The sequence below is a fragment of the Micromonospora sp. NPDC005979 genome (assembly GCF_040614415.1).
Taxonomy (GTDB): domain Bacteria; phylum Actinomycetota; class Actinomycetes; order Mycobacteriales; family Micromonosporaceae; genus Micromonospora.
The window spans coordinates 222958-248136 of the sequence record NZ_JBEXUR010000011.1 but is presented as its reverse complement, the minus strand read 5'-3'; the positions used below and the strand labels follow the sequence as shown (position 1 = coordinate 248136).

The window sequence follows — 25179 nt, the reverse complement described above, 5'->3', positions numbered from 1 at the left end:
GGGTCGCCGGTGCCGCGGGCCAGCTGACGACACCGGCCAGCACGTCGGCCTCTCGAACGTCGACGTGGAGCCGGCCCGGCCCGCTTTGTAACGCCCCCCGATATACCTTCGCGTCCGATATATTGTCGCCGTGGACATACCGCTGCGCGAACCCACCTTCCTGATCCTGACCGCGCTCGCCGTTGAGCCGATGCACGGCTACGGACTGATCGGCGAGGTCGCCGCCCTCTCCGACAACCGCGTGTCGCTGCGCCCCGGAACGCTCTACGGCGCGCTGGACCGGCTGGTCGACGCCGGCCTCGTCGAGGTCGACCGGGAGGAGGTGGTGGACGGCCGACTACGCCGCTACTACCGCCTCTCCCCCGACGGCGACGCCACCCTCAGCGCCGAGACCGAACGGCTGCGACGCAACGTCGAGGCCGCCACCGCCCGGCTCGCCGCACGGGCCCGCGCCGCCCGACCGACCACCCCACGCCTCGCCGGAGGCCTCGCATGACCGAGCTTGAGCGCCGTTACCTCCGGCTCCTCGCCGCGTACCCCGCCGACTACCGGCGGGCCCGGGGGGCCGAGATCGTCGGCACCTACCTCGACCTGGCCGAACCGGGCCGCCGCTGGCCGGCGCCCGCGGACGCCGTGGACCTCCTGCACGGCGGCCTCCGCCAGCGGGTACGCGCGGCCGGCGCGCTCCACCTGGTCCCCGGCGCACGCCTCGCGGCCGCCCTGGCCCTGGTCACCGCCACCGCGCTCGCCGGCATGTGGACGGTGCTCGAACTGCGCCCGGCACTGCCCGGCTTCGGCGAGCCGTCCGCCGGGCCGTTCGTCTCGCTCGGCATCGTGGCGTGGGCCGGCTGGCTGCTCGCCGCGGCGGCGCGGGCGCTGACACCGGGCCGGTGGCCCCGACGCGCGGTCGCACTCGCGGTGCTGCTCACCGTCGCGCTCGTCCCCGCCGCCGCACTCACCGGCCTGCCCCGCCCGCCGTTGTTCGTGCTGCTCCCCCAGCTCGGGTTGGGCCTGGTCGCGCTCGGCGCGTCCCGTGAGCAGTCGATGCCGCTGCGGGTGGTGCCGCTGCTCGCCGCCGTCGGCGGGCTGGCGGTGGCAGGCTCGTCGTCGAACGGCTTTTCCTGGACTTATCGCGCCGTGACGGCGGAGTTGGTCCTGCGCGACGCGGCCGTGGTGGTGCTCGCGGTGACCGTGCTGCTCGCGGCAGGGCTGGCGGTACGCGGCGACCACCGGGGTGGCTGGGCCCTGTTGATCCTGCTCACCCCGGCGGGTCTGCTGGCCCTGCACGCGCTGGCCGGGGCGGCGGACGGCGCGCCGAACGCGTTCGCCCCGAACTGGACGGCGCTGGCCGCGACGGCGGCCGTGGTCGCGCTGGTCGGCCCGGCGCTGCTCCCGGTCGCCCTCGCCGTCCGCGCCCGGCTGGCCCGGCCGGCCATCCCCGACCCGACCCGTCACGCCCGCCGCTGACCCCACGGACCGTGCGGCCGAGGGGCCGGGGCCCCGACCAGCCGGCCCATGCTGCCGCAAGATCACGAAATGCCGGATTCGAGTACTCGGCTCGAGGTGTCGGGTCGGGTCCGGTCGTGCTCTCGTCGCCTTTGCTCTGCTTCAATCCAGGAAACACCTGCTGTCCGATAATCGGACGCTGGGTGTTGCCTCCGCTGAAGCAGAGCAAAGGGCGCGACCATGCCAGCGCCTCCTCCCCACCGCCAGCACCGCATCGACCGCCAGCACCGCATCGACCGCCAGCACCGCATCGACCGCCAGCACCGCATCGACGACCCCGGTCTCGCCCCTAGCGCAACAGCGTCGGCATCGACTTTCCCGTGGTGCCGGCACGACGGCGGCGCAGGAGCAGCGCCAGCGGCAGGGCCACGAGGAACGCCGTCATGGCCAGAGCGCCGGGGGCCTTGGTGAAGCGGGCCAGGTTGGTGCCGTCGGGCAGCGCCAGGAAAGTCGCCACGGCGGCCGGCAGCGCGAACCACGTGGTCCGGGCGGCGGTGAACGCGAGCAGGGCCAGCGGCCAGGTCGCGTACCAGGGGTGGAAGACCGGGGACAGGACGACGGTGGCGACCAGGGCCAGGCCGGCGCCGTGCAGTACCGTGCGGCACCGTGCCGCACCAGCCGGCAACCCACCCGAGAAGGACGGCAACCCGCCCAAACCGGCGGCAACTCGCCGCCACGTGCGCCACCAGAGGGCCACGAGCACGACCGCGAGCAGCGCCAACGCGACCGCGCGGGCCACCGGTACCGCCTGCGGGTCCCGGCCGGCAAGCGCGCCGGCGTAGTCCACCACCATGCCGACGGCGGTGGGCGGCGACGTCCACTGTTCGGAGTCTCCGCTGCGGGTCAGCCCGCCCACCCAGCCGAACCCCAGGCCGGACAGAGCCGAGGTGACCAGCAGCGCGCCCAGGAGCCCGCCACCCAGCCACGCGCCGCTGCGGAACACCGTCCGACCGGATGCTCCCAACAGCGCGACGAACGGCAGCACCACCACGGCGCTGGCCTTCACCGTCACCGCCAGCCCGAGCAGCGCGCCGACGAGCAGCAGCGCGGCGGGCCGGCGGGGCCGGCGGACCGCCACCAGCAGCCCGCACAGCACCAGCCCCAGCATCACGGCGTCGTTGTGCGCGCCGCCCACCAGGTGTACGCCGACCAGCGGCGCGGCCAGCGCCAGCCAAGCCGCCCGCCGGGTCGGCACGCCGGTGGCCCGGGCCAGCGGAGGCAGGCAGAACGCGGCCAGCAGCAACCCGGCCACGGCGATGACCCGCAGCAGTACGACAGTGCCGGTGAGCCCGTCTCCGAGAGTCACCGCGAGCGCCGCGAGCAGCACGAACACCGGGCCGTACGGTGCCGGCGTGTCCCGCCAGATCGGCGCCACCGTCTCCACCCACGGGCAGCCGGCCGCCGCCACTGGAACCGCGTACGGGTCGACACCGTGCGCGTAGGTCCAGCCCTGGCAGGCGTACGAGTAGACATCGCGGCTGCCCACCGGCGGCGCGAGCAGCAGCGGCAGCGCCCAGAGCCCGGCGGTGACGTACGCCCACCGGCTCGACGGCGCACCGGCGCGCAGTGACCACCACGCTCCGACGAGCAGCGCGGTGCCGACCAGCCAGCAGGCCAACGTCGCCGGGCCGCCCGGGGCTCGCCAGATCGACACAGGCGTGACGTTCAGCGGGGCGTCGGGCAGCGCCCCGCCGAGATAGCCGGCGACGGCGAGCAGGACCGCGCCGACCAGGCCGGCGTACCGGGCAAACCGGGCGGCCAGCAGGCCGGGAAGCGGCGAAGGTGCGCCGGGAGTGGTCACCGGCGCACCTTCCCTCAGTCGGCGGCGACCGGTTGGCGGGACGCCCGAGCCGACCGTACCAACCGGATGGCCAGCACGATCACCAACAGCGTCATCAGTGGCGCCCCGACCGTCTTGGTGTACCGGGGCAGCCCGGTGCCGTCGGGCAGCACCAGGAACGACGCGACCAGCGCCACCACCGTGAACCAGCCGGTACGCCGGGCGGTGGCCGCCAGCACCGCGAGCGGCCAGACCCAGTACCAGGGGTGGAACAGCGGCGCGAGGGCGACCGTGGCGGTCAGCGCCACGGCGGCGTACCACAGCGGCTCCCGGGTGCGGGCCCGCCACCACAGCCACACCAGCAGCACCGCCAGCACCGCGACTCCGACCCCCCGGGTGACCGCGAGCGCGTCGACGTGCCCGCCGAAGGGCACCGCCAGGTAGCCGACGGTCTGCCCGACCGCCGTGGACGGCGACGTCCAGGCGATCACGTCACCGCCCCGGGCCAGGCCGCCGACCCAGCCGAAGTCGAGGCCGGCGGCGAAGGTCACCCCGACCACGACGGCGACCGCGCCGCCGACCACCCAGCCCCCGTGGCGGATCAGCGCCCGGATCGAGTACCCGCCGACGATCGCGGCCAGCGCGGCGAACGGCACCACGACCAGCGCCGTCACCTTGATGCCGGCGGCGAGTCCGAGCAGCACGCCACCGGCGAGCAGCGGTCCGGGGCGACCGGGCCGGGAGGCGATCACGGCCAGCCCGGCGACGAGCAGGCCGACCATCAGGGCGTCGTTGTGCGCGCCGGAGACCAGGTGCACGGCGACCAGCGGGCAGGCGAGCGTCAGCCAGACCGCCCGGGAGGCCGGTACGCCCACCCGTCGGGCCAGCACCGGCAGGCTGACCGCCATCAGCGCGACCCCCGCCACGGCGATCAGCCGGAACACCACGATCGCGCCGGTCAGCGAGCCGGTGGCCTTGACCACCGCGCCGGACAGCACCACGAACAGCGGCCCGTACGGCGCCGGGGTGTCCCGCCAGATGTACGAGATGGTGTCCAGCCAGGGGCAGGGCAGCGCGGAGACGCCCTGCTCGTACGGGTTGATCCCGGCGGCGTAGCTGGCGCCCTGGCAGGCGTACGCGTAGACGTCGCGGCTGGCCAGCGGGGGCGCGATCAGCAGCGGCAGCAGCCAGAGCCCGACGCTGACCAGCGCCCAGCGGGTCGACGGCACGTCGTCGCGCAGCGACCACCAGGCGTACGCCAGCAGCGCGGTGCCGACCAGCCAGGCGATGAGCACCAGCGGCCCGTGCGGGCCCTGCCAGATGCTGACCGGGTTGCTGCGCAGGGGTGAGTCGGTCAGTGCGCCGCCCAGGAACGCGGCGACGGCGAGAAGCGCCGATCCCGCCAGTCCGGTCCAGCGCGCGAGGTGGTGAGGCACGCCGGACATGCTGCCAGTACGGTTGTCGCGGTACGGAGGTGGGCATGCGGCGCAGTCGGGTGGTGGCGGTGGCCGCCGGTTGCTCCGTCGTGCTCGGCGCGCTCTGGCTGGCCCTGCCACTGATGGGCTCGGACCTCGCCGCGCAGGTCGCCCGCGCCGACTTCTTCGCCGCCCACGGGCACACTCCGGTGGATCTGCGCTGGTACGGCGGGGTGCAGCAGTTCGGCTACAGCCTGGTGTCGCAGCCCGTGATGGCGGTGCTCGGCGTGCGGGTGACCGGTGCGCTGGCGCTGGTGGCGTCGGCGACCGCGCTGGCGGCGCTGCTGGTCCGCAGCCCGGTGCCGCGTCCGCTGCTGGGCAGCCTGGTCGGCGTGGTCACGCTGGCCGGCAACCTGGTCTCGGGCCGGGTGACGTACGCCCTCGGTGTCGCCTTCGGGCTGGGAGCGCTGGTCGCGCTGACTCGGGGCGTACCCCGGGGGTGGCGTCTTGCCCTGGCCGCGGCCGGCGCGTTGCTGGCCTCGGCGACGAGCCCGGTGGCCGGCCTGTTCGTCGGCCTGGCGGGCGCGGCGCTGCTGCTGGCCCGCCGGTACGCCGACGGGCTGGCGCTCGGTGTCGCGGCGGCCGTGCCGCTGGGCGCGACCGCGGTGCTCTTCGGCGACGGCGGCTGGATGAACATCAGCCGCACCGACACCCTGCGGGCGGTGGTGACGAGCCTGCTGGTGGCGGCGCTGGTGGCGTACCGGCCGGTGCGGTTCGGCGCGCTGCTGGCCGCCGCCGGGGTGCTGGTCGCCGCCGGAGTGCACACGCCGGTGGGGTTGAACGCGACCCGGTTGGCGACGATGTTCGCGCTGCCGGTGCTGGCCGCCGCCGCCCGCCCGCCGGCCTGGCTGTCGACCCGCCTGGCCCGACGGCCGGCTGTCGGGCCCGTACCGGCCCGGCTGTTGGGTGGGATCGGCCTGGCCGCGCTGCTGGTGGCCGTCTGCGGGTGGCAGCCGCCGGTGGTCCCCGCCGACCTGCGGAGCGTCGGCGACCCGACCAGCGCGCCCGGCTATCACGCGCCGCTGCGCGCGTTCCTGGCCGGGCAGCGGCTCACCGGCCGGGTGGAGGTGCCGCCGACGCGCAACTACTGGGAGGCGGCCCGCCTCGGTGAGGTGCCGTTGGCCCGCGGCTGGTTGCGGCAGGCCGACATCGACCGCAACCCACTCTTCTTCACCACCGTGCCCGGCGCGAACGGCACCGGCGTTCCGCTGACCCCGGCCAGCTACCGGGCCTGGCTGGCGGAGAACGCCGTGCAGTACGTGGCGGTGCCGGACGCCCCGTTGTCCTGGGTGGGGCGGGCCGAGGCGGAACTCGTCGAGGGCGGTCTGCCGTACCTGACCCCGGCCTGGTCCGGCCCGCACTGGCGGGTCTGGGCGGTGGCCGACCCGACGCCGCTGGTCGCCGCGCCCGCCGAGCTGGTCCGCGCGGACGGCGCGGCAGTCACCTTCCGGGCCCCGACCGCCGGCCCGGTGGCGGTCCGCGTGCGGCACAGCCGCTGGCTGACCGCGTCCGGCGGCGCGACCGTCCGCGCCGACGGGGACTGGACCACCGTCACCGTCCCCCGCACCGGCGAGTACACCCTCGGCAGCTGAGGCCCTACCCCTCCAGCACGCGCTGGGCGGCGGCGCGGGAGCGGCGGCCGGTGCGCAGGTACTCGTCGAGGAACTCCCCCGGGTCGTCGCGGCCGAGCAGCCGGACCACCCCCGCCAGCTCCACGCCGTGCCGAGGCAGCTGGTCGCCGGCCCGGCCCCGGACCAGCATCAGCGCGTTGCGGACCTGCGCGGCCAGGGACCAGCCGGCGGCCATCTCCGCGGCGTCCGCCGCATCGATCAGGCCGGCCCGCTCGGCCGCCGCGAGGGCATCGAGGGTACGCGTGCCACGCAGCTCCGGGATCGCGCCCGCGTGCCGGAGCTGGACGAGCTGGACCGCCCACTCGACGTCGGCCAGCCCGCCCCGGCCCAGCTTCGTGTGGGTGGCCGGGTCGGCTCCGCGCGGCAGCCGCTCGGTCTCCACCCGGGCCTTGATCCGGCGGATCTCGACGACCTGCTCGCGGGTCAACCCGTCGGCCGGGTAGCGCACCGGCTCGATCATCGTCTCGAACTCGGCGCCCAGGTCGGCGTCACCGCAGACGAACCGGGCGCGCAGCAGCGCCTGCGCCTCCCACACGCGGGACCAGCGGGCGTAGTACTGGGCGTACGCGGCGAGGCTGCGCACCAGCGGACCCTGCCGGCCCTCGGGGCGCAGGTCGGCGTCGACGCCGAGCGGCGGGTCGGGGGCGGGTACGCCGAGCAGTCGGCGCAGCTCCTCCGCGATCGCGTGCGCGGCGGCGCTGGCGGCGCTCTCGCTGCTGCCGGCGGGCGGGTCGTAGACGAAGAGCACGTCGGCGTCGGAGAGGTAGTTCGACTCGTACCCGCCGAGGCGGCCCATCCCGATCACCGCGAACCGCAGCCCGTCCGGGGCCGGTTGGCTGGCCCGCGCGGCCCGCAGCGCGGCGGCGAGGGTGGCGTCGGTGACGTCGGCGAGCGCCGTACCGACGTCGGTGATGTCGGCCAGGCCGGGTGACGGCCGCGTCGTGCCGTCCGCCCGGGTCGGGGTGGGTGCGAGCGCGCCGGCCCGGCAGAGCACGTCCGCGCAGGCCACCCGGACCAGCTCCCGGCGGCGCAGCGCCCGCACCGCGCGGGTCGCCTCGACCGGGTCGGTGTGCCGGGCCGCCGCCGCGAGGAAGCCGTCGCGCAGCACCGGACGCGGACGCGGCGACAACTCGTTCTCCTCGGCGAGCAGCCGCAGCGCCTCCGGATCCCGGGCGAGCAGGTCGGCGACGTACCGGGACAGGGCCAACACCCGGGCCAGCCGGCGGGCGACGGGACCGCCGTCCCGCAACAGGCGCAGGTACCAGGGGGTGCTGCCCAGCTTGTCGGAGACCTTGCGGTAGTTGAGCAGCCCCCGGTCCGGCTCCGGCGCGTCCGCGAACTCGCTCAGCAGCACCGGCAGCAGGGTGCGCTGGATGGCCGCCGTACGACTCACCCCGCCGGTGAGCGCCTGGAGGTGACGCAGCGCCCCGGCCGGGTCGGCGAAGCCGAGGATCTCCAACCGGTGCCGGGCCGCCTCCGGGGTGAGCCGGAGCCCGTCGGCGGGTACCCGGGCCACCGACTCCAGCAGCGGCCGGTAGAGCAGTTTGGCGTGCAGCCGTCGTACCTCGGTGGCGTGGGTGACCCAGTCGGCCCGGAAGCTCTCGACGGCGCTGCGGCCCGGCGTGGCCACGAAACCCAGCGCGGCGGCCAGCCAGCGCAGCGCCCCCGGCTCGGTGGGCACGGTGTGCGTACGGCGCAGGGCCTGGAGTTGGAGCCGGTGCTCGACGGCGCGCAGGAAGCGGTAGCCGCGCAGCAGCGACTCCCCGTCGGCGCGGCCGACGTAGCCACCGGCGACGAGCGCGCGCAGCGCCGGAATGGTGCCCGGCACCCGCAGGGTCTCGTCCCCGCGACCGTGCACGAGTTGCAGGAGCTGGACGGCGAACTCGATGTCGCGCAGCCCGCCCGGACCACGCTTGATCTCGCGTTCCAGCTCCTTCGGCGGGATGTTGTCGATGATCCGGCGGCGCATCGCGCGGACGTCCTCGACCGCCTCGGGGCGTTCGGCGGCCCGCCACACCAGCGGCGCGAGCTGGTCGATCCACTCCTGGGCCAGCGGCAGGTCCCCGGCGGCCGGGCGGGCCTTGAGCAGCGCCTGGAACTCCCAGGTGCGTGCCCATCGGCGGTAGTAGGCGAGGTGGCTGGCGAGGGTACGCACCAGCGGGCCGCGACTGCCCTCGGGCCGCAGGGCGGCGTCCACCGGCCAGGCGACCATTCCGCAGACGGAGATCAGCCGGGTCGCCACCTGGGTCGCGGCGGGCAGGTCGGCGTCCTCGGCGGCCACGAAGATCACGTCCACGTCGGAGACGTAGTTCAGCTCGCCGCCGCCGCACTTGCCCATCGCCACCACGGCCAGCCGGGGCCGCTCGGTGCCCGCCGCCAACTCGGCGACGGCGATCTCGTACGCGACGGCCAGCGTCGCGTCGGCCAGCGCGGACAGCGCCGCCATGGTCTGCTCCAGGGCACGGCCGCCGGTGAGGTCGGCCGCCGCGATCCGCAGCAGGGAGAGCCGGTACGCGGCACGCAGCACCGCCACCGGGTTCCCGTCGCCGGCCGGCTCCAGCCGACCGTCGGCGATCGGGGCGAGCCCGTCCGGCGCGGTACGCAGCGTCAGACAGTGCTCGGGATTCGCCACCAGATGGTCGCCGAGCGCCGACGACGCGCCCAGCACGGCGATCAGCCGACGCCGCAGCCCGGGGTCGGCGTGCAGTTCCGCCAGCAGCGGCGACGCGTCGGTACCGCCGTTGGTCCGCCGCTCGGCCTCGACGATGCGGTGCAGTTGGCGCAACGCCAGGTCCGGGTCGGCTGCCCGGGACAGCGCGGCGAGCAGCTCCCCCGCCGCGTCGTCGACCGGCTCCTGCTCCTCCGGCCGCCACAGACCCAGCCCGTCCGGGCCGAGCAGGTCCGCGGCGCGGGCCCCGCCGTCGCCCTCGGCGGTGCCGAAGCCGTAGCGGGCCAGCCGGCCCGGGGCTCTCGTCGGACGGCTCATCAGTGCCCGAGCAGCGGCAGGCCGGGCCGGATCGTGCTGTCGTCCAACTCGCCGAGGGCCAGCGCGGCGAACCGGGCGGCGAACGGCTGCCAGACCTCCTCGACGTCCACCATCACCGAGTCGCAGGCCGCGACCACCAGCTCCGGGTCGTAGCCCAACTCGGCGAGCAGGGTCGAGTCGGTGGCCCAGTCGGCGATCATCGCGGTGTCGCACTCGATGTGGAACTGCAACCCCCAGGCCCGGTCGCCGAGCCGGAACGCCTGGTGCGGATAACGGGTGGAGGCCGCCAGCAGGGTGGCGCCCCGGGGCAGCTCGGTGATCTCGTCGGAGTGCCACTGGAGCACGTCCGGGATCAGCGGCACGTACCGGAACAGCGGGTCCTGCTCGGCGGCGTCGCGCCGCCCCACCACACCGGGGCCGATCTCCGGCCCGGACGGGCTCCGCTCGACCAGCCCGGCATGCGCCGTGGCGAGCAGCTGCGCGCCCAGGCAGACGGCCAGGGTCGGCACGCGGTACCGGACCGCCTTGCGCAGCAGCCCCTCCACGGCCGGGAACCACGGCGCCCCGGGGGAGCCGTCCGGCAGCGGATACGCCTGCTGGTCGCCGCCCAGCACCACAAGTGCCGCGTACCCCTCAAGGTCGGCGGGAAGTTCCTCACCGGCGTGCGGGCGGACCACCCACAAATCCAGCCCTGCCTCGGTCAGCCACTCACCCAACCGGCGCGCGTCGTCCGTCGGGTCATTCTCGATCACCAGCGCGGTTGCCACCCGTCGAGGCTAGCGGGTGCGGCGCGCTCCGCCACGCCCCGGCGCGGGTCGGTGCCACCGGCCGGCGGCCTTCGTGTCGGCGCGGTGGCTAGGCTCTGCGGTTGTGATCAACGAGGACTCCACCGTCGTCCGCCCGCCCGTGCTGCGCCCGGGTGACACGGTGCTGCTCGTCTCGCCGTCCGGGCCGACCTCGCCGGAGCGGGTGGCCCGGGGCGTGGAGCTGCTCACCGGCTGGGGCCTCCGCCCGATACCGGCCCCGAACGCGTACGCCCGCCACGGCTACCTCGCCGGCACCGACGACCTGCGGGCCGCCGACCTGAACGCGGCGTTCGCCGACCCCGAGATCCGTGGCGTGATCTGCACCCGGGGCGGCTACGGCGCCCAACGGATCGTCGACGCCATCGACATGGCGGCCGTACGCCGCGACCCGAAGGTGGTGGCCGGCTTCTCGGACATCACCGCGTTGCAGCTCGCCCTGTGGCGGGGGGCCCGACTGGCCGGGGTACACGGCCCCGGAGCGGCCTGGCGGGACGAGCGGACGCCGCTGCGCTCCGCCGAGTCCCTGCACGCGGCGCTGATGACCACCGAGCCGGTGACCGTCGAGGCGGTACCCACCGAGGGGACCTTCGACGTCCGCGTCCCCGGCCGCGCCACCGGCACCCTGCTCGGCGGCAACCTGTGCCTGCTCGCCGCGTCGATCGGCACACCGGACCTGCCCGACCTGACCGGCGCGGTGCTGTTGATCGAGGACGTGCAGGAACCCCCGTACAAGGTCGACCGGATGCTCACCCAGCTCCGCCGGGCCGGCGCGCTGGACGGGCTGGCCGGGGTGGCGGTCGGGCAGTTCACCGAGTGCGGCGACGGCTGGGACACCACGATCGTCGACGTGCTCACCGAACGCCTCGGCGACCTGGGCGTACCGGTCCTCGGCGGCCTCCCCATCGGCCACGGCCACAACCAGCTGACCGTCCCGGTAGGCACCGAAGCGCGACTGGACACCGAAACCAACACCCTGAGGGTCACCCCCGCAGTCCAGTAACCCCCGCGCCCCCGGCCCCGCCCGGCCCACCCCGGGCCCGGCCCCCGCCCGACCCAGCCCGGCCCCGGCCCAGCCCGACCCAGTCATCGCCCGGCCCGACCCCGGTGATCAAGAGGTTTGCGTCAGTTCCGGGCCGGATTCTGACGCAAACCTCTTGATCAACGAAGCCAGGGGGCCGGGAGGCCAGGGGGCCGGGAGGCCAGGGGGCCGGGAGACCAGGGGCCAGGAGGCCGGGGGCCCGAGGGGCGCAGGGGTGGGGGTCAGGGGGTCAGGGGGTCAGGTGGGCTAGTGCGCCGGTTTCCAGGGCTGCCCACACTCCCTCGGGGGTGTGGACGATGCCGTGTGGTTCCGACTGCGGGGTGGGTAGGGCGTACCTCTCGAATCGTCCGGTCGCATCGAGGTGGCCGATCCGGTTGGCGCCCCACTCGGTGAACCAGGCCCCACCCGCCGGGTCGGCCACGATCGCGTGCGGGCGCGCGGCCCGGTCCGGCAGCGGGAGCTCGACGATCACGCCGTCCGGCGTGATCCGGCCGACCTGGCCGGCGGTGATCTCGACGAACCAGATGACGCCGTCGGGGCCGAGGGCGATGCCGACCGGCCCGGCGCCCGGGGTGGGCAACGGGTACAGCGTCACCGTGCCGTCGAGGGCGATCCGGCCGATCGCGTTCGCGCGGTTGAGGGTGAACCAGAGGGCATGATCCGCGCCGGCGGTGATCATCGAGGGGAACCCGCCGGTGACCGGCAGCGGAAAGGCGGTGACCGTGCCGTGGGTGGTTACCCGGCCGATCGTGTCGGAGGTCATCCCCGCGTACCAGAGCGCCCCGTCGGGTCCGGCCGCGATGCCACCCGGCCCGGTACCGGGCGGCAGGGCGACCGTGCGCTGCGCGCCCTCGACGGTGATCCGACCGATCCGGTCATCACCGGAGCGGGTGAACCAGAGCGCACCGTCCGGACCCGTCGTGATGATCAGCGGGCGGCCGCCGGCCGGCTCCAGCGGATGGGTGCGGACCGAGCCGTCGGGGTCCAGGCGGGCGATGCCGCCGCCGTGGACCAACGTCAGCCACAGCGCGCCGTCGGGCCCGACCGTGATGCCGTACGGACCGACGCCCGACTCGACGAGTGCGATCTCCCGGATCTCGACTCCCATCTTGGCGTACGTCCCCTCGTTGGCGGTGGACCGACCCTGGCCGCCCGACAAGCGACGACACAACCGATTTTCGCCTCCGATTGTCAGCCCGCTGACAGGTTCGCCACGGGTCGCGCCCAGGCTGACCCGTCACTGTCGGTGACGACATCGCGTACCACCTAGCCTTCTGGAGGAGAGCATGTCCCGCACCATCAGTAGGAAGCACATGCTGGCCGGCCTGGCCGCCGCCGGCGTCCTCGGCGTCGGGATCGCGGCCCCGACGATCGCTTTCGCCGCCGACTCGCCGACGCCGAGCGCCAGCACCGCCCCGGCGCCCGGGGCCAAGGCCGACCGGCAGGGTCAGTTCGCCGAGGATCTGGCCAAGGAGCTGGGTGTGCCCACCGACAAGGTGACCGTTGCGCTGGAGAAGATCCGCGAGCAGCACCGGCCGGCCGACCGACCGCAGCGCCACTCCGCCGAGGATCGCAAGGCCGCGCTCAAGGAACGGCTGGACCAGGCCGTCAAGGACGGCAAGCTCACTCAGGAACAGGCCGACGCCATCACCAAGGCCGTCGAGGCCGGCGTCTTCCCGGGCGGCCCGGGCGGCTTCCCGGGCGGCCACCGCGGCCCACTCGGCCATGGCGGTCCGGCCGGACAGAACGGCCCGGCCGGACAGAACGGCCCCGCCTGATCCAACGGCCCGACCTGCTCCGGGGGCGCTGGCCTGATCCACTCGGCTTCCGTGAAGTCGGGGTGTCCGGCGGGCGCGGACACCCCGACTTCCATGACACGGAGTTGATCATTGCCGCCCGCCGGGCCCGGGGCACGCGAGGCAGCCCGGGCCGGGGCACGCGAGCGGAGCCGAGGCAGCACGGCCCGGGCCGGGGATCAGGCTCGCGTGGGCGGGGGCGCGAACACGCCCAGGTGGTTGCCGGTCGGGTCGGTCAGCCGGGCCAGCGTGAGCCCGGTGGGCGTGGTCCGAGGCGGCACGAGCACCTGACCACCGGCCGCCTCGGCCCGCCGGCAGGTCTCCGCCACGTCGGTGACCTCGGCGTAGAAGATCGTGTAGTTCGGTGCCGAGCCGTCGGTCTCCCGGATCGCCCCACCGATCCCGGTGTCGCCACCGGCCCCGGTCGTCCGGTAGGAACCGGCGGGCCCACCCTCCTCGTTGAAGGTCCAGCCGAACAACTCGCCATAGAAGCGCTCCGCCTCCTTCGGCCGGTCGGTGCCGATCTCGAACCACGTGATGGGCGTCGCGGACATACTGCCTCCAGGTCTCCGAACCGGCCGTGCGGCCGACTTCCGGTGCAGTCTCGAGGCCGCTCGCGACACCGTCCTGTCGGTGTTTCCGGATCACCCGGCCGTTTGGGCCGCCCGGGCCGCGCCCCCACACCAGCGCCCGACCCCGCCCCCACGCCAGCGCCGGACCCCGCCCTCAGACCAGGCTCAGCGCTCGGACGCGCCCGTGCGGGATGTCCAGATCCTCCAGGCGGAGGTCCCGGACCACCACCTCCGGCCGGGCCTCGACCTCGCGGATCCGGTCGGTGCGGAAACATCGCACCTCGGCGCGCAGACGGCACCAGGCCACCAGGTACCAGTGGTGGGAGTTGCCGAGGTAGCCCAGCGGCTCGACGTCCCGAAGCGAGTCGACGCCGGCGCGGTCGGCGTACCGGATGCTCAGCACCCGCCGCGCGGTGACCGCGTGGGCGACGGTGGCCGGGACGGGCGTGGCCGGCCCGTCGCCGATCAGGTGCACCCGGCCGGCGAGCCGGTGCGCCTCGGCGGCGTCGGCGGCCGGCAGTACCGCCAGCAGCTTGCGCAGCGCGGTGGCACCCGGCCGGGCGAACGGCGTGCCGGCGAGCCGGTGCAGCGCCACGGGCCATCGCCACGGCCTCGGCCGGGGTCAGGTTGACCGGCGGCAGGGTGCGGCTGCGGTCCAGGACGTAGCCGCCGGTGCGCCCGGGTTCGGCCCAGATCGGCACCCCGGCCTCCTGGAGGGCGCCGATGTCCCGCTCGATGGTTCGGCTGCTCACCTCGAAGTGGGCGGCGAGCCAGCGGGCGCTGCGGGGCCGGGGCGACACCGCCCGCAGCTCCTCGACCAGGGCGTAGAGCCGGTCCGTGCGGTTCATGCCCGGCACGCTACGGCCGGGGTACGACGACCGGCCCGGCCCGCGGCGGCCTCAGACGACCGCGCTCAGACGACCGCGCTCAGGCGACGCGGCCTCAGGCGATGCAGGCGCAGACGATCAGCGCGGCGCCGAAGTGCGTGGCGGCGCTGACCCGGGCCGCCGGGTGCGGCTCGGACGAGCAGATGACCTCTCCGAGCTTGCCCGGGGTGAGCAGGTCCAGCACGAAGAAGGCCAGCGCCATGATGGCCAGCCCGACCAGCCCGAAGACCACGGTCGAGGCGAGCCCCTTGGCGAAGTCGCTGTAGCTGGTGAGGATCGCCGTGAACACGATGCCGGCGATGCCGAGCTGGTTGGCGGCGAGCAGCAGTCCCGCGTTGGTGTTGCGCTCGACCCAGATCAGCTCCCGCAACCGCCCCGGGGTCAGCAGGTCGACGAGCCCGAACCCGGCCGCCATGAGCCCGACGCCCACGATCCCGAACACGACGCTCTGCCAGGCACCGCTGAGCAGGTCCTCCAGCACCGACTGCCTCCCGATTCTCCGCCCGGAAGGGGTACCGGCGCGGTGATCGAGACGATAGCGGCAGCGGGCAAGCGCGTCAGCCCCGCGCCTACAGCGCCAGGTAACGCTGCCGCTCGTACGGGGTGACCTCGCGGCGGTACTGCTCCCACTCGGCCCGCTTGTTGCGCAGGAAGAAGTCGAAGACGTGCTCGCCCAGCACCTCGGCGACCAGTTCGGACTCGGCCATCACGTCGATCGCCTCGGCGAGGTTCTCCGGCAGCGCCTCGTACCCCATCGCTCGGCGCTCGGCGCTGCTCAGCGACCAGACGTCGTCCTCGGCCCCCGGCGGCAGCTCGTAGCCCTCCTCGATGCCCTTGAGGCCCGCGCCGAGCAGCACCGCGAAGGCGAGGTACGGGTTGGTGGCCGAGTCCAGCGAGCGGACCTCGACCCGGGCCGAGTTCGGCTTGCCGTACGCGGGCACCCGAACCAGCGCGGAGCGGTTCAGGTGACCCCAGCAGACGTACGCCGGGCTCTCGGTGATCCGGTCCGGCAGTGCCTGCGGGAAGAGCCTCTTGTACGAGTTGACCCACTGGTTGGTGACCGCCGTGTACTCCCGGGCGTGCATCAGCAGGCCGGCGATGAAGGACTTCGCCACCTTGGAGAGCTTCATCGGGTCGCCACCGTCGTGGAAGGCGTTGCGCTCGCCCTCGAACAGCGACAGGTGGGTGTGCATGCCACTGCCGGGCTGGTCGGTGAACGGCTTCGGCATGAAGCTGGCCTGCACGCCGGTGGAGAGCGCGACCTCCTTGACGACGTGCCGGAAGGTCATGATGTTGTCGGCGGTGGTCAGCGCGTCGGCGTAGCGCAGGTCGATCTCCTGCTGGCCGGGCGCGACCTCGTGGTGGCTGAACTCCACCGAGATGCCGATCCGCTCCAACGCCAGCACGCCCTGGCGACGGAAGTCGCGGGCCACGGCGTGGGTGGTGTGCTCGAAGTAGCCGCCGGTGTCCACCGGGGTAGGCACCGAGCCGTCCTGCGGGCCGTTCTCCAGCAGGAAGAACTCGATCTCGGGGTGGGTGTAGAAGGTGAAGCCCTTCTCCGCCGCCTTGGACAGCGCGCGGCGCAGCACGTGCCGCGGGTCGGCCCAGGACGGCCCGCCGTCGGGCAGCAGGATGTCGCAGAACATCCGGGCGCTCTCGCCGCTGACCCCACCCTCGAACGGGAAGACCTGGAAGGTGGTCGGGTCGGGCATCGCGACCATGTCCGATTCGAAGACGCGCGCGAAGCCCTCGATCGCCGAGCCGTCGAAGCCGATGCCCTCCTCGAAGGCCGCTTCCAACTCCGCGGGCGCCACCGAGACGCTCTTGAGCGTGCCCAGCACGTCCGTGAACCACAGCCGGACGAACCGGATGTCCCGCTCTTCCAGCGTACGGAGGACGAACTCCTGCTGACGGTCCACTTCCCCAACCCCTCGCGACACTCTTTGTCCGCCTTGGCCGGGCTGCGCCCGACCTGACCGCCCAGTGTTCCCGGGCCTGGTTACGCAGACGTTACGCGAACCGCCGCCGCCCGTCCCCTCGCGTCCCGCCCGGCGAGCGGTACCGATGCGGCACGCCGGCCGCGCGGCGTCCGCGCGTGGCCGCCGTCTCGTCCGAGGGTACGGATTGCTCGGCCGAAGCTGAGGCAAGATGAGGACATGCCCACCCTGCGTCTCGCCCTGTCACAGGTCAACCCGAGCGTCGGCGACCTCGCCGGCAACGCCGACCTGGTCCGCAGCTGGACCCGCCAGGCCGCCAACGCCGGCGCCCAGTTGGTGCTCTTCCCGGAGATGATGTTGACCGGCTACCCGGTCGAGGACCTGGTCTTCCGGCGGTCCTTCGTCGCCGCGTCCCAGGCCGCCCTACGGCAGCTCGCGGCCGACCTCGCCGGGGACGGTCTCGGTGACCTGCCGGTCGTGGTCGGCTACCTGGACGCCGACGGGCCGCCGCAGGTCAGTGGGGACGCCGAGCCGGGGCGGGGGGCCCGCAACGCCGCCGCGCTGCTGCACCGGGGCGAGGTGGTGGCCCGCTACTTCAAGCACCACCTACCCAACTACGGCGTGTTCGACGAGGACCGCTACTTCGTCTCCGGGGACGAGCTGACCGTCGTGCGGATCGGCGGGGTGGACGTCGCGTTGACCATCTGCGAGGACCTGTGGCAGGCCGGCGGGCCGTTCACCGCAGCCCGGCAGGCCGGCGTCGGCCTCGTGGTCAACATCAACGGCTCGCCGTACGAGTTGAACAAGGACGACATCCGGCTGCCGCTGGTCCGCCGCCGGGCGGCCGAGGCGAACGCCACCATCGCGTACGTCAACATGATCGGCGGCCAGGACGAGCTGGTCTTCGAGGGCGACTCGATGATCGTCACCGCCGACGGCGACCTGCTCACCCGCGCGCCACAATTCGTCGAGCACCTGCTCGTGCACGACGTCGAGCTGCCGGCCGCCACCACGACCCCGGGGGGCGACAGCGTCGCCGACGGCATGCGGGTGTCGTACCACGCGGTGGAGGCGGCCCCGCCCGCGCCGTCCGGCCCGGCCGTCACCGGCGGGCTGATCGAGCCGGTCGCCGACGAGGCCGAGGTCTGGCACGCGCTGGTGCTGGGTCTGCGCGACTACGTCAACAAGAACCGGTTCGCGTCGGTGGTGCTCGGCCTCTCCGGTGGCATCGACTCGGCGGTGGTGGCCGCCATCGCCGTCGACGCGCTCGGCCCGGACCGGGTGGTCGGCGTGTCACTGCCCAGCCAGCACTCCTCCGAGCACTCCCGGGAGGACGCCGCCGACCTGGCCAAGCGCACCGGGCTCGACTACCGCGTCGAGCCGATCCAGCCGATGGTGGACGCCTTCCTGGCGAACCTGTCGCTGTCCGGGATCGCCGTGGAGAACCTCCAGGCCCGGGTACGCGGTGTCATCCTCATGGCGCTGTCGAACCAGGAGGGCCACCTGGTGTTGACCACCGGCAACAAGAGCGAGCTGGCGGTCGGCTACTCCACCCTGTACGGAGACTCGGTGGGCGGCTTCAACCCGATCAAGGACGTCTGGAAGACGCTGGTGTGGCGTCTGGCGAAGTGGCGCAACGCGGACGCGGCCCGCCGCGGCGAGACCGCCCCCATTCCGGAGAACTCGATCGGCAAGCCGCCGAGCGCCGAGTTGAGCCCGGGTCAGCTCGACAGCGACTCCCTGCCCGACTACGACGTGCTGGACCCGATCCTCATCGGCTACGTCGACGGCGACCTGGGGCGCGACGGGCTGGTCGAGTCGGGCCACGACCCGGCCGTGGTCGACAAGGTGCTACGGCTGGTGGATACCGCCGAGTACAAGCGACGCCAGTCCGCGCCGGGCACGAAGATCTCCATGAAGGCGTTCGGCCGGGACCGTCGACTGCCGATCACGAACCGGTGGCGCGAGCACGGCTGACGTTCCGCGCCTCGCGAGTGACATCTTCCACTGGGCCCTGCCGCCAGGCTGTCGCGCGGTGCGACGATCGGCGGAGCCCGGGGACCGCGCAGGCGGCCTCGAGGAAGGGAGACAGTCATGATCGAGTCCACTCCGCACGAGGTGACCGCGCTGTACGGCGGACCGGCCACCCGTCGGGTCCGCACCCGCGACCTGATCGCCGCCAAGGAGCGCGGCGAACGGTGGCCGATGCTCACCTCGTACGACCAGTACACGGCGGGGATCTTCGACCGGGCCGGCGTACCGGTGCTGCTGGTCGGTGATTCGGCGGCGAACAACGTCTTCGGCTACGAGACGACCCTGCCGATCACCGCCGACGACCTGTTGCCGCTGGTACGGGCCGTGGTGCGCTCGACCCGGCAGGCCCTCGTCGTCGGTGACCTGCCGTTCGGCTCGTACGAGGAGGGCCCGGCCCAGGCGCTGCGCACCGCCGTCCGGTTCATGAAGGAGGGCGGCTGCCACGCGGTGAAGCTGGAGGGCGGCCGGCGCTGCGCCGCGCAGATCGCCGCGATCGTCGGCGCCGGCATCCCGGTGATGGCGCACATCGGCTTCACCCCGCAGAGCGAACACACCCTGGGCGGCTACCGGGTGCAGGGGCGGGGCGACACGGCCGACGAGGTGCTGGCGGACGCGCGGGCGGTGGCCGAGGCCGGGGCGTTCGCGGTGGTGCTGGAGATGGTGCCGGGCGTGGTGGCCAAGCAGATCACCCACGAGCTGTCCATCCCCACCGTCGGCATCGGCGCCGGCCCGGACACCGACGCCCAGGTGCTCGTCTGGCAGGACATGGCCGGCCTGCGCACCGGCAAGGCGCCACGCTTCGTGAAGCGGTACGCGGACCTCGCGGACGTCCTCACCGACGCCACCCGGCGCTTCGCCGAGGAGGTCCGGAGCGGCGAGTTCCCGGCGGCCGAGCACACCTTCTAGTTGGTCCGGTGGCCCGGGCTGGCGGGGGCCGCGTCCACCCCCGTCGCCCGGGCCGCTGTTCGCCCGGGCCGCTGTTCACCCGGGCCGCTGTTCACCCGGGCCACGACGGAACTCCGCACGCCTGATCGGGCGCGCACGGGACCCGCCGGGGTCACATGGTGACGACGATCTTTCCCGCCGGGTGCCCGTGCCGGAGGTGGCGGATCGCGTCCGCCGCCTGGGCCAGCGGATAGGCGCGGTCGACCGCCGGGGTGAGCGCCCCCGATTCGACGAGCTTGCCCAACTCCGCCAGGTCCCTGGTGCGCTCGACCGCGCTCACGCTCCGCAGCCGTTGACCGACGAACAGGGACAGCAGCGGCGCCCGGAACATCTGCCGGCCGTAGCCACTGAGCACCGGACCCTTGGTGTAACTGCCGCCGACCAGCGCCAGTGTCCCGTGTGGGGTGAGGGCGCGCCGCAGGAGAGAAAGCGGGCGATCGCCGCCGGTGTCGATGACCACGTCGTGGATCGGGCCACGGCTGTCGACCTCCTCGCTGGTGTAGTCGAGGATGTCGTCGGCGCCGAGGCCGCGTACGAACGCCGCCCTGGCCGGCGCGCAGACGGCGGTGACCGTCGCGCCGTACGCCTTGGCGATCTGTACGGCGTGCGACCCGACGCCGCCGGATGCGCCGATGACCAGCACGCGCTGCCCTGGGCGTACCGCGCCGCTGTCGCGGACCGCACGCAGCGCCGTCATCCCGGAGACCGGCGCGGCGGCGGCCTGCGCGAACGACAGGTTGGCCGGTCTGCGGGCCAGCCGCCGCTCGGGCGCGCTCGCGAACTCGGCGTACGAGCCGCGCGGACAGGTGCCGAACACCTCGTCGCCGGGCCGGAACCGGGTCACCCGGGCACCGACCGCGACCACCACCCCGGCCAGGTCCCGCCCCCGCACCGGAACCCGGGGCCGGCGCGGCCCTGCGGCCAGCCGCGCCAGGTAGGGGCGACCGGTCATGAAGATCCACACTCCGGGGTCGACCCCGGCGGCGCGGACCTGGACGAGGACCTCCTGGTCGTTCATGGCCGGTTGGTCGATGTCGCGGAGGTGGAGCACGTCGGCCGGGCCGTAGCTGTCCTGGACGATGGCCTTCACGGTGTCGCCTCCTCGGGGTACTGGAACACGTCGTCGAGACGTGCGTCGAACAAGCGCGCGATCTTGAACGCCATCTCCAGCGACGGCGAGTAGCGACTCTGCTCGATGGCGATGACGGTCTGTCGGGTCACGCCGATCCGCTCGGCGAGCTCGGCCTGGGTCATCTCGCCGTGCGCGAAGCGGAGTGCGCGGATGTTGTTCGTGACGCGGGTCGGCTTCACCACTGCGGGACACCCTTGCGGTAGACGATCACCTTCGCCAGGGCGCCAACCGCCGCCGACAGGACGAAGCACAGGTAGATGACGTTGGCGATCCAGAACCAGTCCCATTCGGCCAACGCCATCAGCATCGCCGACACCGCGCCGATGGCCACGAACGCCTGGCCGACGTGGTCACCGAGCCGTCCGATCTCCCGGTCCCGGACGTCCTTGGCCCGGGAGGCGCCCGGGCTCACCACACCCATCCCGATCTCGGCCACGATGCTCGCGACGACGGCTCCGCCGATGGTCCACAACAGCACCCCGACGTACGGGGTGGCGGTGAGCGGGCCACCGTCGGCCCGGTTCAGGACCACGGCGGCGTAGCCCACCACACTGACCACCAACATGATCCAGGCGCGTTTCTCCTCGTGCGTCACGACCGCCTCCTGCTGTAAAGAATTCTTGACACGCTCATGGTATGGCGTCTTTGACATCGTGTCTAGAAAGTTTTACACGACGACATTGATCACGACGACTGGTTTTGTCGTACACCTGTTCTAGTCTCGGGGTGTGATCGAGGAGTTGGCGCAGGCGCGGGGCGCGGTGGCGGATGCCGCCGCCGCGCCCGTCTGGGCCCTCGCGGAGCATCACCTGGTGGCTGCGCTCGAGGCCGCGCACCGGCTCGAGCAGCAGCTCGCGGCCGTCAAGCTGGCCCTCGTGCGCGAGCTGGACGGCCGGGGCACGGCCCAGGCGCAGGGCGCGTCGTCGACGGCGGTCTGGTTGCGCGACCGCCTACGGTTGACCGTTCCCGCAGCCCGCCGGTTGGTCGAGTCCGCTCACGCCCTCGACACGGGCGCTCCCGAGGTCCGCCGGGCGCTGGCCGACGGAGACGTCAGCCTGGAGCAGGCCCGCGTCATCGCCGACACCGTCGACACCGTGCGGGCCGCCGCCGGCACCGACGTCGCCACCAGAGCGGTCGGCGTCCTCGTCGACTGGGCCGGCCAGGTCGACCCGAGCCTGCTGCGCAAGCTCGCCACCCGCATCCTCGACCACGTCGCACCCGAGATCGCCGACGCCGCCGCCAAGGCCGCCCTCGACGCCGAAGCCCGCCGGGCCACCCGGGATCGTCACCTCACCCTGTCCGAGCTGACCGACGGCCGGCTGCGGTTGAACGGCACCCTCGACGCGGAGACCGCCGGCCTGCTCCGCGCCGCCATCGACCCACTGACCGCACCCTCCGGTCAGGACGACCACCGGTCACCGGGGCAACGGCGGCACGACGCCCTCGGCGACCTCTGCCGACTCGCCCTGCGCACCGGTGAGCTGCCCGAGCACGGCGGCGAGCCGACCCAACTCGTCGTCACCACCAGCTTCGACGGCCTGGTCCGGCAGCTCGGCACGGGCACCCTCGACGCCGGCTTCGGGCTCACCGCCGAGACCGTGCGGCAGCTCGCCTGCGACGCCGCGATCCTGCCGGCCATGCTCGGCAGCGCCGGCCAGCCACTCGACGTCGGCCGGCAACGCCGACTCGTCACCGGCCCCCTGCGCCGCGCCCTGGTCCTGCGCGACCGAGGCTGCGCGTTCCCCGGCTGCGACCGACCGCCCCGCTGGTGCGACGCCCACCACATCCGGCACTGGGCCGACGGCGGCCACACCAGCCTGACCAACTCGGTGCTCCTCTGCGGCCACCACCACCGCCACCTCCACCACGGCGAGTGGGCCGTCCGGCTCGGTGGCGACGGTTACCCCGAATTCGTCCCGCCGGCCTGGCTCGACCCGGAACAGGTCCCCCGCCGCAACCACTACCACCGGCGAACGTGACGGCAGCGGGTCAGCCACGCACCCGATGAGGTGCCGGTGTGCCCAACGGTCGGCCCGTCCCCCGCGCAGGCTAGCTCTCGCGATTGTCGGGCAGGTCAAGGTAGGCCAGCAGCCGCAGCAGCCCACTCACGTGCGAAAGCTCGTGCCACAGCGACACGAAGCCCTCTGGACCACCACCCCGCCGCAGGAGGCTCGTCAGCTCGGCGACATCGTCGCTGCTCTGCCCGCAGTCGATCTCCAACTCAGGACGCTGGACCATCCCGAACGCCGCACCCAGGTCCATGTTCCAGTAGTGGTCGACGCCGAGCTGTGACAGCTGGATCTCCGGACCGAATCGGCGCTCGGCCGCATCCAACAACATCGAGCACGCTCGGCGCAGATCCGCGATCCGCAACACCGCGTCAGCATCGGTCATGCCCCATGATCCCCCAGGGCACTGTCAGAGGTCGGTGACGCGGATGCCGGCGTGGGCCTTGTAGCGCTTGTTGATGGCGATCAGGTTCGCGGTGAACGCCTCGATCTGGTGGGCGTTGCGCAGCCGACCGGCGTAGATGCCGCGCATGCCGGGGATCCGCGCGGCGAGCGCCCCGACGATGTCGACGAGTTCCCGGTCCTCGGTGCAGATCAGCACGTCGAGATCGATCCGGTCGACCTCCGGGTCGGCCAGCAGCGGGGCGCTCACGTGGTTGAACGCGGCGCAGACGCGGGAGTCGGGCAGCAGCGCGGCGGCCTGCTGGACGGCGCTGCCCTCGGCGACGCTGAGCGCGTACGGACCCTGCTTGTCGAAGCCCAGCGGGTTGACGCAGTCGACGACGATCGTGCCGGCCAGCGGCTCGGCAAGGGCGGCGACGGTGGCCGCGTGCCCGTCCCACGGCACCGCGATGATCACCACGTCGCTGCGGCGGGCCACCTCGTCGTTGGCCGCGCCGGTGATGCGCACGTCGGCCGGCATCCGGGGCAACGCGGCGATCTCGGCGGCGGACTCGGCGGCCCGCTCGGCCGACCGGGAGCCGATCAGCACCGTCTGGCCGGCCCGGGCGAGTCGGTAGGCGAGGCCGCGCCCCTGGTCGCCGGTGCCGCCGATGATGCCGACCGTCAGCCCGGAAACGTCGGGCAGCGTGCTCGCGTCGTATGCCATGGGCTCATCCTCGCAAATCGCTCGGCGCGCCAGAGTCGCCAGCCACTGTGACAATGCCCGCTGCACGGGCGACCCGACCGCGCGGCCTCCTCAGGCCAGCTCGAACAGCACCGTGCGGGCCGCCGGGTCGGCGGTGACCAGGCGGACGCGGACCCGTTCGCCGAGGGGAAGTTCACCGAGGCAGCGGCCGCGGACCGGCGGGGCGTCCAGGGCCACGGTTCCGCCGGGCGGGCGCGGCCGGGACTTGCCGTTGGCGGGGGCGTCGACGTCGAGCACCGCCGCGTCGAACGTCTCCCCCACCCGGTGTTCCAGGAGTACCGCCTCGGCCAGTTCGACCGCGCCCCGGCTGGCCGCCGAGGCGGTGCGGTCGGTGCTGGCCATCACCTCGGGCAGCCGGGGCAGCGCGGCTCGGGCCCAGTCGGGCACCTCCCGGCCCGCGTGCAGGGCCAGGCAGACCTCGGTGGCGTACCGGTCGGCCAGACGCCGCAACGGCGCCGTGACATGGGCGTACGCGGCCGCGACCCCGCCGTGCTCCGGCTGCTCCGGGCGGCTGCCGTCGAAGGCGGTGTACGCGGCGCCGCGCATCAACTCGGCGGCCTGGTCGATGAACGCGGCGGCACGTGGCTGCGCGGCGTCCAGGCCGACGAGGACCTCGCCGGGGCTCACGCCGTCCGGCCAGCGCACACCCAGCGGGGCGGCGGCCGCCCGCAGGCGTTGCACCGCCTCCGGCTTCGGCGGGGGCATCGTCCGCAGCAGGCCGATCCCGCCGGCCAGCATGATATCGGCGGCGGCCATCCCGGTCAGCAGCGAGATCTGCGCGTTGTGCTCCTCCATCGGCGCCGGCCCGCGTAGCACCAGCCGCCACCCGTCGCCCTCGGGCTCCACGTCCTGCTCGGGCAGCGGCAGATTGATGGCCCCCCGGCGCAGCCCCCGGGCGGTCAGCCGGTCGCCGATCTCGGGCAGCAGCGCGATCGGCTCGGGCAGCCGACCAGCGTCGGCCGCCGCCTGCACGCCGGTGTAGTCGAGCTTGGCCCGACTGCGGACCAGGGCGCGCTCCAGCTCGACGGCCACCGTGCCGCCGTCGGCGTCCAGGTCGATGGTCCACACCACGGCGGCACGGTCGTCGTCGGGCAGCAGGCTGGCCGCGCCCTCGCTGAGCGTCACCGGGTGCAGCGGCACGTTGCCGTCGGGCAGGTAGACCGTCTGCCCCCGCCGCCAGGTCTCCTCCTCGAGCGCGCCGCCCGGCTGGACGTGGGCGGCGACGTCCGCGATCGCGTACCGCACGCGGTAGCCACCGCCCGGCCGGCGGGCCAGGTGCATCGCCTGGTCCAGGTCACGGGAGGTGGCCGGGTCGACCGTGACGAACGGTATGTCGGTGCGGTCGACGGCCGGCCGGGGCGGCGCGGCAGCCGCCGCGTCGGCCTCCCGCTGGGCGGCCACGGGGAAGCTCTCGGGCAGGCCGAGCTCGCGGCGCAGCGCGCCGAAGTCGATGCGGGGGGCGAGTACGCGTCGGATGACCACGGGTCAATCCTGACA

23 protein-coding genes and 1 pseudogene are annotated in these 25179 nt (G+C 74.0%); 8 read left to right on the top strand and 16 right to left on the bottom strand.

Going from position 1 to position 25179, the window contains the following annotated elements; all coding sequences use genetic code 11:
• Positions 1-130: 130 nt before the first annotated feature.
• Positions 131-496 carry a helix-turn-helix transcriptional regulator gene (locus ABZ272_RS20285; protein WP_355051491.1) on the top strand — a complete coding sequence of 122 codons (366 nt, stop codon included), beginning with the start codon at positions 131-133 and terminating at the stop codon, positions 494-496.
• Complete coding sequence (locus ABZ272_RS20280) at positions 493-1467, top strand: hypothetical protein (protein WP_355051490.1); 975 nt, start codon at positions 493-495, stop codon at positions 1465-1467. Before ABZ272_RS20285 ends, ABZ272_RS20280 begins: the two co-directional genes overlap by 4 nt.
• A 328-nt stretch (positions 1468-1795) precedes the next feature.
• Here ABZ272_RS20280 and mptB (ABZ272_RS20275) read toward each other — a convergent pair whose 3' ends face one another.
• Together mptB (ABZ272_RS20275) and mptB (ABZ272_RS20270) are read right to left on the bottom strand one after the other, a co-directional pair.
• On the bottom strand, positions 1796-3307 hold the full coding sequence (mptB, locus tag ABZ272_RS20275; protein WP_355051489.1) for a polyprenol phosphomannose-dependent alpha 1,6 mannosyltransferase MptB: 1512 nt from the start codon (positions 3305-3307) through the stop codon (positions 1796-1798).
• Between the two features lie 14 nt (positions 3308-3321).
• Entirely contained in the window at positions 3322-4722 is a 1401-nt protein-coding gene (gene mptB, locus ABZ272_RS20270) for a polyprenol phosphomannose-dependent alpha 1,6 mannosyltransferase MptB (protein WP_355051488.1), read from the bottom strand.
• A 44-nt stretch (positions 4723-4766) separates the two neighbouring features.
• Between mptB (ABZ272_RS20270) and ABZ272_RS20265 the strand changes: the two genes are divergently transcribed.
• A complete protein-coding gene (locus tag ABZ272_RS20265) occupies positions 4767-6353 on the top strand; it encodes a hypothetical protein (RefSeq protein ID WP_355051487.1) in 1587 nt (528 codons plus the stop codon).
• Between the two features lie 4 nt (positions 6354-6357).
• Here ABZ272_RS20265 and ABZ272_RS20260 read toward each other — a convergent pair whose 3' ends face one another.
• Both ABZ272_RS20260 and ABZ272_RS20255 read right to left on the bottom strand, forming a co-directional pair.
• Positions 6358-9378, bottom strand: a complete 3021-nt coding sequence (locus tag ABZ272_RS20260; RefSeq protein ID WP_355051486.1) for a bifunctional [glutamine synthetase] adenylyltransferase/[glutamine synthetase]-adenylyl-L-tyrosine phosphorylase — start codon at positions 9376-9378, stop codon at positions 6358-6360.
• The gene (locus tag ABZ272_RS20255; RefSeq protein WP_355051485.1) at positions 9378-10145 is read right to left on the bottom strand and encodes a type 1 glutamine amidotransferase; all 768 of its coding nucleotides are present in this window, start codon (positions 10143-10145) and stop codon (positions 9378-9380) included. Before ABZ272_RS20255 ends, ABZ272_RS20260 begins: the two co-directional genes overlap by 1 nt.
• A 103-nt stretch (positions 10146-10248) precedes the next feature.
• On the opposite strand from ABZ272_RS20255, the gene ABZ272_RS20250 reads away from it, so the two are divergent.
• Complete coding sequence (locus ABZ272_RS20250; RefSeq protein WP_355051484.1) at positions 10249-11184, top strand: LD-carboxypeptidase; 936 nt, start codon at positions 10249-10251, stop codon at positions 11182-11184.
• Between the two features lie 268 nt (positions 11185-11452).
• Here ABZ272_RS20250 and ABZ272_RS20245 read toward each other — a convergent pair whose 3' ends face one another.
• A complete protein-coding gene (locus ABZ272_RS20245) occupies positions 11453-12331 on the bottom strand; it encodes a virginiamycin B lyase (RefSeq protein WP_355051483.1) in 879 nt (292 codons plus the stop codon).
• Between the two features lie 178 nt (positions 12332-12509).
• Between ABZ272_RS20245 and ABZ272_RS20240 the strand changes: the two genes are divergently transcribed.
• Complete coding sequence (locus tag ABZ272_RS20240) at positions 12510-13001, top strand: hypothetical protein (protein ID WP_355051482.1); 492 nt, start codon at positions 12510-12512, stop codon at positions 12999-13001.
• Between the two features lie 197 nt (positions 13002-13198).
• Here ABZ272_RS20240 and ABZ272_RS20235 read toward each other — a convergent pair whose 3' ends face one another.
• The 5 genes and pseudogenes from ABZ272_RS20235 to glnA all read right to left on the bottom strand — a co-directional run bounded on the left by ABZ272_RS20235 (position 13199) and on the right by glnA (position 16397).
• On the bottom strand, positions 13199-13573 hold the full coding sequence (locus tag ABZ272_RS20235) for a VOC family protein (RefSeq protein ID WP_355051481.1): 375 nt from the start codon (positions 13571-13573) through the stop codon (positions 13199-13201).
• A 172-nt stretch (positions 13574-13745) separates the two neighbouring features.
• Positions 13746-14186, bottom strand: a complete 441-nt coding sequence (locus tag ABZ272_RS20230; protein ID WP_355051480.1) for a WYL domain-containing protein — start codon at positions 14184-14186, stop codon at positions 13746-13748.
• Positions 14187-14313: 127 nt separating this feature from the next.
• Positions 14314-14439 (bottom strand): annotated as a pseudogene (locus tag ABZ272_RS20225) (HTH domain-containing protein); the annotation flags it as partial.
• Between the two features lie 94 nt (positions 14440-14533).
• Entirely contained in the window at positions 14534-14959 is a 426-nt protein-coding gene (locus tag ABZ272_RS20220) for a DUF350 domain-containing protein (RefSeq protein WP_355051479.1), read from the bottom strand.
• A gap of 88 nt (positions 14960-15047) precedes the next feature.
• Positions 15048-16397: a type I glutamate--ammonia ligase gene (gene glnA, locus ABZ272_RS20215; RefSeq protein ID WP_355051478.1), complete on the bottom strand. Its 1350-nt coding sequence runs from the start codon at positions 16395-16397 to the stop codon at positions 15048-15050.
• Positions 16398-16634: 237 nt separating this feature from the next.
• On the opposite strand from glnA, the gene ABZ272_RS20210 reads away from it, so the two are divergent.
• The gene (locus ABZ272_RS20210; protein WP_355051477.1) at positions 16635-18392 is read left to right on the top strand and encodes an NAD+ synthase; all 1758 of its coding nucleotides are present in this window, start codon (positions 16635-16637) and stop codon (positions 18390-18392) included.
• A 117-nt stretch (positions 18393-18509) separates the two neighbouring features.
• On the top strand, positions 18510-19355 hold the full coding sequence (panB, locus tag ABZ272_RS20205) for a 3-methyl-2-oxobutanoate hydroxymethyltransferase (protein WP_355051476.1): 846 nt from the start codon (positions 18510-18512) through the stop codon (positions 19353-19355).
• Between the two features lie 151 nt (positions 19356-19506).
• Here panB and ABZ272_RS20200 read toward each other — a convergent pair whose 3' ends face one another.
• Genes ABZ272_RS20200 through ABZ272_RS20190 form a run of 3 tightly spaced genes read right to left on the bottom strand, consistent with a single transcriptional unit; the run spans position 19507 to position 21121 of the window.
• A complete protein-coding gene (locus tag ABZ272_RS20200) occupies positions 19507-20484 on the bottom strand; it encodes an NAD(P)-dependent alcohol dehydrogenase (protein WP_355051475.1) in 978 nt (325 codons plus the stop codon).
• Positions 20481-20678 (bottom strand): helix-turn-helix transcriptional regulator, encoded by a 198-nt coding sequence (locus ABZ272_RS20195; protein ID WP_355051501.1) that lies wholly within the window; start codon positions 20676-20678, stop codon positions 20481-20483. Before ABZ272_RS20195 ends, ABZ272_RS20200 begins: the two co-directional genes overlap by 4 nt.
• A gap of 23 nt (positions 20679-20701) precedes the next feature.
• The gene (locus ABZ272_RS20190) at positions 20702-21121 is read right to left on the bottom strand and encodes a hypothetical protein (RefSeq protein WP_355051474.1); all 420 of its coding nucleotides are present in this window, start codon (positions 21119-21121) and stop codon (positions 20702-20704) included.
• Positions 21122-21254: 133 nt separating this feature from the next.
• Between ABZ272_RS20190 and ABZ272_RS20185 the strand changes: the two genes are divergently transcribed.
• Complete coding sequence (locus ABZ272_RS20185; RefSeq protein ID WP_355051473.1) at positions 21255-22505, top strand: DUF222 domain-containing protein; 1251 nt, start codon at positions 21255-21257, stop codon at positions 22503-22505.
• Positions 22506-22575: 70 nt separating this feature from the next.
• On the opposite strand, the gene ABZ272_RS20180 is transcribed toward ABZ272_RS20185, so the two are convergent.
• From ABZ272_RS20180 to ABZ272_RS20170, 3 genes are all read right to left on the bottom strand, one after another.
• The gene (locus ABZ272_RS20180; protein ID WP_355051472.1) at positions 22576-22920 is read right to left on the bottom strand and encodes a hypothetical protein; all 345 of its coding nucleotides are present in this window, start codon (positions 22918-22920) and stop codon (positions 22576-22578) included.
• Between the two features lie 24 nt (positions 22921-22944).
• Positions 22945-23643, bottom strand: a complete 699-nt coding sequence (gene npdG, locus ABZ272_RS20175; protein ID WP_355051471.1) for an NADPH-dependent F420 reductase — start codon at positions 23641-23643, stop codon at positions 22945-22947.
• A 90-nt stretch (positions 23644-23733) separates the two neighbouring features.
• Positions 23734-25164, bottom strand: coding sequence for an RNB domain-containing ribonuclease (locus tag ABZ272_RS20170; RefSeq protein WP_355051470.1), 1431 nt, complete (start codon positions 25162-25164; stop codon positions 23734-23736).
• Positions 25165-25179: the final 15 nt, after the last annotated feature.